Origin of the sequence: Streptomyces sp. NRRL WC-3549, assembly GCF_000721935.1 — a bacterium.
In the GTDB taxonomy this organism is placed as follows: Bacteria; Actinomycetota; Actinomycetes; order Streptomycetales; family Streptomycetaceae; genus Streptomyces.
Window position 1 is genome coordinate 41,043 of the sequence record NZ_KL585381.1, and the last position, 6,443, is coordinate 47,485.

The window sequence follows — 6,443 nt, forward strand, 5'->3', positions numbered from 1 at the left end:
GTGGCTGACGCCCGAGACGCGGGGCGCGCTGGCCGCCGCCGACGACCTGGTCGGCTACACCACCTATCTGGACCGGGTCCCGGTGCGGCCGGGCCAGCAGCGGCACGGCTCGGACAACAAGGTGGAGTCCGAGCGCGCCGAGTTCGCCCTCGACCTGGCCCGGCGCGGGCACCGGGTGGCCGTGGTGTCCGGGGGCGACCCCGGGGTCTTCGCCATGGCCACGGCCGTCCTGGAGGTGGCCTCGCAGGACGCCTACGCGGACGTACCGGTACGGGTGCTGCCCGGGGTGACCGCCGCGAACGCCGCCGCCGCCCGCGCGGGCGCGCCGCTGGGCCACGACTACGCGACCGTCTCGCTCTCCGACCGGCTCAAGCCCTGGGAGGTCATCGCCGGGCGGCTGCGGGCGGCGGCCTCGGCGGACCTGGTGATCGCGCTGTACAACCCGGGCTCCCGCAGCCGGACCTGGCAGGTCGGCAAGGCCCGTGACCTGCTGCTGGAGCACCGCTCGCCGGACACCCCGGTGGTCCTCGGGCGCGACGTCGGCGGGCCGGCCGAGAACGTGCGCACGGTGCGGCTCGCCGATCTGGACCCGGCGGAGGTGGACATGCGGACCGTGCTCATCGTGGGGTCCTCACAGACCCGGTGGGTACGGCGGGCCGGCGGCGAGCAGATCGTCTGGACGCCGCGCCGTTACCCGGAAGGCTGAGCCGGACCGTGCAGCCAGGCCACGGCCTCCTCGGGGGTCACGGCCACCGGGACCCCCTCCGGGGCCGGCGGACGCCGGACCACGACCACCGGGATACCGGCCTCGCGGGCGGCGGTGAGCTTGGGCGCGGTCGCCGCGCCGCCGCTGTCCTTGGTGACGAGGACGTCGACGCGGTGGCGGCGGATCAGTTCCCGCTCGCCCTCCAGCGTGAACGGCCCCCGGTCGAGCAGGATCTCCGTCTGCCGGGGGAACGGCGGTTCGGGGGCGTCCACCGAGCGCATCAGGAACCACAGCCGGTCGAGCCCGGCGAACGCGGCCAGCCCCATCCGGCCGGTCGTGAGGAAGACGCGGCGGCCCAGCCCCGGAAGGGCCTCGGCCGCCTCCTCCAGGGAGCCGGCCGGGTGCCAGCGGTCGCCCTCCGACGGCACCCAGCCGGGACGGCGCAGAGCAAGCAGGGGAACATGGGCCGCGGTGGCCGCCGAGGCGGCGTGGAAACTGATCGTCCCGGCGAAAGGATGGGTGGCGTCGATGACCGCACTCACCCGGTGTGCGCGAATCCAGTCCGCCATGCCGTCGGCTCCCCCGAAACCCCCGACGCGCACCTTGCCCGGGGGGATCTTGGGCCGGGCGACCCGCCCGGCGAGCGAACTGGTCACCCGGGCCCCGGGCAGGGCGTCCGTGGTCACCAGGAGCTCCGCGAGCCGGCGGGCCTCCGTCGTGCCGCCGAGGACGAGTACGTGCAGGGTCATCGATCGGTCCATCCATGAGCAGTGAGCAAGCGCAAGGCGGGCGCAGCGCCCAACTCAAGCACACCGGTCTGCGCCCGGGGTGGACGACCGGCGCCTGCGCGACGGCCGCCGCCACGGCCGCGTACACCGCTCTCCTGACCGGGGAGTTCCCCGATCCGGTGAGCATCACGCTGCCCAAGGGGCAGACGCCGGCCTTCGCCCTCGCGGTGGAGGAGCTGGCCGACGGCCGGGCCACGGCCGGGGTGGTCAAGGACGCGGGGGACGACCCCGACGTGACGCACGGAGCGCTGGTGCGGTCCACCGTACGGCTGCTGCCGCCCGGCTCCGGGGTGGTGTTCCGGGCCGGGCCCGGCGTGGGGACGGTGACCCTGCCCGGACTGCCGCTCGACGTCGGGGAGCCCGCGATCAACCCGGTCCCCCGCCAGATGATGCGGGACCACGTGGCACGGGTGGCGGCCGAGCACGGCGGCACCGGCGACGTCGAGATCACGGTCTCGGTGGACGACGGCGAGGAGATCGCACGTTTCACGTGGAACATTCGCCTGGGCATCCTGGGCGGGCTGTCGGTCCTGGGGACGACGGGCGTCGTGGTCCCCTACTCCTGCTCGGCCTGGATCGACTCGATCCGGCGCGGCGTGGACGTGGCGCGGGCCGCCGGGCACCGGCATGTGGCCGGGTGCACGGGCTCGACCTCGGAGAAGACGGTGGTCGCCGAGTACGGACTGCCGGAGATCGCCCTGCTGGACATGGGCGACTTCGCGGGCGCCGTACTGAAGTACGTACGCAGGCACCCGGTCGAGCGGCTGACCGTCTGCGGAGGCTTCGCCAAGCTGTCCAAGCTCGCGGCGGGCCATCTGGACCTGCACTCCGGCCGCTCCCAGGTCGACAAGCCGTACCTGGCCGCGGAGATCGAGGTCGCCAACACGGGCCTGGCCGCCCTCCAGATGTGCGGGGCGGCCGGGGTGCCGCTGGGCGACCTGGTCGCCGTGGCGGCCCGGGACCAGGCGCTCTCGGTGCTGCGGGGGGCGCCGGTGGCGGTGGACGTCATCTGCATCGACCGGGCGGGGACCGTGGTGGGCCGCAGCGCCGTGCGCTGATCCGGTACGGCACCGCCGGCTGAGCGGGAGCGGTGATCGCGGGCCGCCGGGCAGCCCGGTCAGCAGGTGCGGCGGTCGCGGGTCCGCTGGGCAGCCCGGTCGGTACGTTGGCGGTCGCGGGTCCGCCGGGCAGCCCGGTCAGCAGGTGTGGCGGTCGCGGGCCGGGGAGTAGAGGTGGCTGTCGTGGAACTGCTCCGCGCCCAGCGTCCGGCCCACCATGATCACCGCGGTCCGGGTCACCCCCGCCGCCTTCACCTGCTCCGCGATCGAGTCCAGCGTCCCGCGCAGGACGATCTCGTCCGGCCGCGACGCCATGGCCACCACGGCGGTGGGGCAGTCGGCCCCGTAGTGCGGCAGGAGTTCGGCGACCACCCGGTCGACGTACCGCGCCGCCAGGTGCAGCACGATCAGCGCGCCGCTGCGGCCCAGTGTCGCCAGGTCCTCGCCCTCGGGCATCGCGGTGGCCTGCTGGGCGATCCGGGTGAGGATCACCGTCTGGCCCACCGTGGGCACCGTCAGCTCCCGCTTCAGCGACGCGGCGGCGGCGGCGAACGCGGGCACCCCAGGCACCACCTCGTACGGCACGCCCGCCTCGTCGAGCCGCCGCATCTGCTCGTTGACCGCGCTGAACACCGACGGGTCCCCGGAGTGCAGTCGGGCCACGTCGTGGCCGTCCCGGTGCGCGGCGACCAGTTCGGCGGTGATCCGGTCGATGTCGAGCTGGGCGGTGTCGACCAGCCGGGCGTCCGGCGGGCACTCGGCGAGGAGTTCCCTCGGCACCAGGCTCCCCGCGTAGAGGCAGACCGGGCTGGCGGCGAGGACTCGGGCGCCGCGCACCGTGATCAGGTCGGCGGCACCGGGGCCCGCGCCGATGAAGTACACGGTCATGAGTTGTCTCCTGGGTGGGTCGGGAAGGGCTTGCGCACGGACCACTGGGTGACGGGCATGGCCTGGCGCCACCCCGTGAATCCGCCGACGGGCACGGCGTGGGCGACCGCGAGCCGCACCAGGTCGCCGCCGAGCCGCCGGTAACGGTCGGCCAGCAGCGCCTCGGACTCCAGGGTGACCGTGTTGGCGACCAGCCGGCCGCCGGCGGGCAGCGCCTCCCAGCAGGCGTCCAGCAGACCGGGCGCGGTGAGGCCGCCCCCGATGAACACGGCGTCCGGTACGGGCAGTCCGGCCAGCGCTTCCGGCGCCCGGCCGGTGACGACCCGCAGGGACGGCACCCCCAGCCGGTCCGCGTTTCGGGCGATGCGCCCCGCGCGCTCCGGATCGCGCTCCACGGTGACCGCGCGGCACGAGGGGTGGGTGCGCAGCCACTCGACGGCGATCGACCCCGACCCTCCGCCGACGTCCCACAGCAGTTCCCCGGGCGCGGGCGCGAGCACACCGAGCGTCGCGGCCCGCACATGCCGTTTGGTGAGCTGCCCGTCGTGCTCGTACGCCGCGTCCGGCAGCCCCGGTACGGCGCCGAGGCGCACGGCGTCCGGTGCGCTCAGGCAGTCCACGGCGATGACGTTGAGCGGGTCGCCGGGCGGGTGGGCCCAGGTGTCGGCGGTGCCGTCGAGGCAGTCCTCGTCCGTACCGCCGAGTTGTTCGAGCACCCGCATCCGGCTGGGTCCGAAGCCGCGGTCCCGGAGCAGCGCGGCCACCGCGGCGGGTGTGGTGGCGTCCGCGCTCAGCACCAGCAGCCGCCGCCCTTCGTACAGGGCCGCGGCCAGCCGGGCCGTGGGGCGGCCGACCAGGGTGACGGTCCCGGTGTCCTCCAGCGGCCAGCCGAGCCGGGCGCAGGCGTACGAGACGGAGGACGGGTGCGGCACCACGTGCAGCGCCCCCGCGCCCAGCTCCTCGGTGAGCGCCCGGCCAATCCCGTAGAACATGGGGTCGCCGCTGGCCAGCACGGCGATCCGGCATCCGGCGTGAGCGGCGAGCAGGCCCCGTACGGCGGGCCGCAGGGGCGAGGGCCACGTCACGCGTCGGCCCGCGCACTCCGGCGGCAGCAACCGCAGTTGGCGCTCTCCGCCGATCAGCACCCCGGCGTCCAGGAGCACGGAGCGGGCGGGGCCCGTCAGGCCCGCCCAGCCGTCGGCTCCGATCCCCACGACGCTCACGGGCGGCTGCGGGGCGGGGGGCGGGGACGTTGCGGGGGACACGGCCGGGTACCTCGGTGTTTCGGTGGACGACGCAGCCGAACTCTACTGGCCCGCCCCCGGCCGGCCGGCACTCCCCGCCCCTGGCCCCGGCCCGCTACCGCCCGGCCGTCAGCCACTGCCCGAACGTCAGCGTGCCCCGCACGTCGGGCCGGTCGGTGGTGAGCGCCCCGGCCCGCAGCGCACGCCCCACAGGCCCCGGCAGCATCACCGGCAGCGGAAGCACCCGGCTGCGGTGGGCGGCGCGCCACTGCAGGGCCAGGTCGCGGAGGTCCTCGATCTCGGGGCCCGCCACCTCCACGCGCCCCCGCAGCGCGGGCCGCTCGGCGACGTCGGCGACCGCGCGCGCCACCTCCGCCGACGCGACGGTCTGCAGCCGGGCCTTCGGCAACGGGTGCAGACCGGACCGGGCCAGCGGTGCCAGTACCCCGGCCACCAGCTCGTGGAACTGGGTCGCCCGGACCGTCGTCCAGTCGACCGGGCCGGACTCCACCACGCGCTCCTGGGCCACCTTCGTGCGGTAGTAGCCGATCGGCACCTTCTCGCAGCCGACGATCGAGACGGCGACGTGGTGGCCGACCCCGGCCTTCTCCTCCGCCGCGAGCAGCAGCCGCGATCCGTCCACCAGGGTCGCCCTCGCCCTCTTCGGCGAGGTGCTGTTGCTGGCGTCCACCGCCACGTCGCAGTCGGCCAGCGCACCGGCCAGCCCCTCCCCGGTCGTCAGGTCGACCGGGTGCTCGGCGGAGCGGCGGCTCAGCACCCGTACGTGGTGGCCGCGCTTCCGCAGCTCGTCGACGACGGCGCCGCCCAGCGTCCCGGTACCGCCGGCCACGGCGATGGTCAGGTTCTCTCGTGCGTTCATGCCCTTACGGACGGACGGCGGCCCCGGAACGTGACATCACGTCCTTCCGCTCACCCGGGTGCCGGAGCGGCGGCGCCCGGCCGGGGCCGTCCCACCTGCCCGTCAGGATCTGCGGCCGAAGAACTCGACCTCCGCGACGGCCGTCCTGCGGCCTTCGCCGGTGCCGTACGCGGAGTCGACCGTGAGCCGGGCACGGACGGTGTCCGAGCCCCGGACGTCGAAGGTCTGCTGTCCGGCCTGGTCCCGAAGCCGGATCGTCCGGTGCGTCTCCTCCCCGTCCTCGGAGGTCAGGGTCACCGTGAGCCGCGCCGGCCGGGCCTGGGTGAGGAATTCGTCCTTGCGGGCCGACGTCCCGGAGAACACCACGACCTTCGTCACCCGTACCGGTTGCGCGAAGTCGCACTCCAGGAACTCGCCGACACCGTCCCCCGGCTCCTTCGGCGCCCAGTACCGGTTGTTGAACCCGTCGAACGCGGCAGCCGCCGGATGCCCGGACGCCTCGCTGGACCCACGGAATCCGGACGGCGGTACCGCCTCCGGAGCCCCGGTCTCCTCCTTGGCGAAACCGAGCAGTCCGGGCACGTGAGGCAGCGCGAACCAGACACCGGCCGCCACGACGACCAGCACGAGCGGCAGCGCGAGCCGCGGCCTGCGCCATCCCCGCCGGGGCCGTGTTCCCGCGGCATGGGTCTTCCTGGTACGCCTCCGGAACATCCGGTGCCACCAGGGCGGCCGGACCCCAGGGGGCGGGCCTGGGTCGAGAAGCAGGGCGCAGCGGACGCACAGCGTGCGTTCGGCTGGGTTCTCCGTCCCGCAGCCGGGACACACCACCGGCGCCCGGACCGCGGGGCCGGCCGGCTCGGGGGCGGGCCCCTGGCT

At 75.3% G+C, this 6,443-nt stretch carries 7 protein-coding genes; 2 read left to right on the forward strand and 5 right to left on the reverse strand.

What is annotated here, in order from left to right; genetic code table 11:
* A partial coding sequence (gene cobJ, locus IH13_RS0100390; RefSeq protein WP_031079981.1) for a precorrin-3B C(17)-methyltransferase occupies positions 1-706 on the forward strand: 706 nt, incomplete at its 5' end.
* Here the strand turns inward: cobJ and IH13_RS0100395 are convergent.
* Positions 691-1,449, reverse strand: a complete 759-nt coding sequence (locus IH13_RS0100395) for a cobalt-precorrin-6A reductase (RefSeq protein ID WP_031079982.1) — start codon at positions 1,447-1,449, stop codon at positions 691-693. The genes cobJ and IH13_RS0100395 overlap by 16 nt on opposite strands.
* A 20-nt stretch (positions 1,450-1,469) precedes the next feature.
* Here IH13_RS0100395 and IH13_RS0100400 point away from each other — a divergent pair, with 20 nt between their 5' ends.
* Positions 1,470-2,552, forward strand: a complete 1,083-nt coding sequence (locus tag IH13_RS0100400; RefSeq protein WP_031079983.1) for a cobalt-precorrin-5B (C(1))-methyltransferase — start codon at positions 1,470-1,472, stop codon at positions 2,550-2,552.
* Between the two features lie 138 nt (positions 2,553-2,690).
* On the opposite strand, the gene cobM is transcribed toward IH13_RS0100400, so the two are convergent.
* The 4 genes from cobM to IH13_RS0100420 all read right to left on the reverse strand — a co-directional run bounded on the left by cobM (position 2,691) and on the right by IH13_RS0100420 (position 6,191).
* Positions 2,691-3,440, reverse strand: a complete 750-nt coding sequence (gene cobM / locus IH13_RS0100405) for a precorrin-4 C(11)-methyltransferase (protein ID WP_031079984.1) — start codon at positions 3,438-3,440, stop codon at positions 2,691-2,693.
* Positions 3,437-4,705 (reverse strand): bifunctional cobalt-precorrin-7 (C(5))-methyltransferase/cobalt-precorrin-6B (C(15))-methyltransferase, encoded by a 1,269-nt coding sequence (locus tag IH13_RS0100410; protein WP_031079985.1) that lies wholly within the window; start codon positions 4,703-4,705, stop codon positions 3,437-3,439. Before IH13_RS0100410 ends, cobM begins: the two co-directional genes overlap by 4 nt.
* Positions 4,706-4,799: 94 nt before the next feature.
* Positions 4,800-5,564, reverse strand: coding sequence for an SDR family oxidoreductase (locus tag IH13_RS0100415; RefSeq protein ID WP_031079987.1), 765 nt, complete (start codon positions 5,562-5,564; stop codon positions 4,800-4,802).
* A 102-nt stretch (positions 5,565-5,666) separates the two neighbouring features.
* Entirely contained in the window at positions 5,667-6,191 is a 525-nt protein-coding gene (locus IH13_RS0100420) for a discoidin domain-containing protein (RefSeq protein WP_234433175.1), read from the reverse strand.
* Positions 6,192-6,443 lie beyond the last annotated feature (252 nt).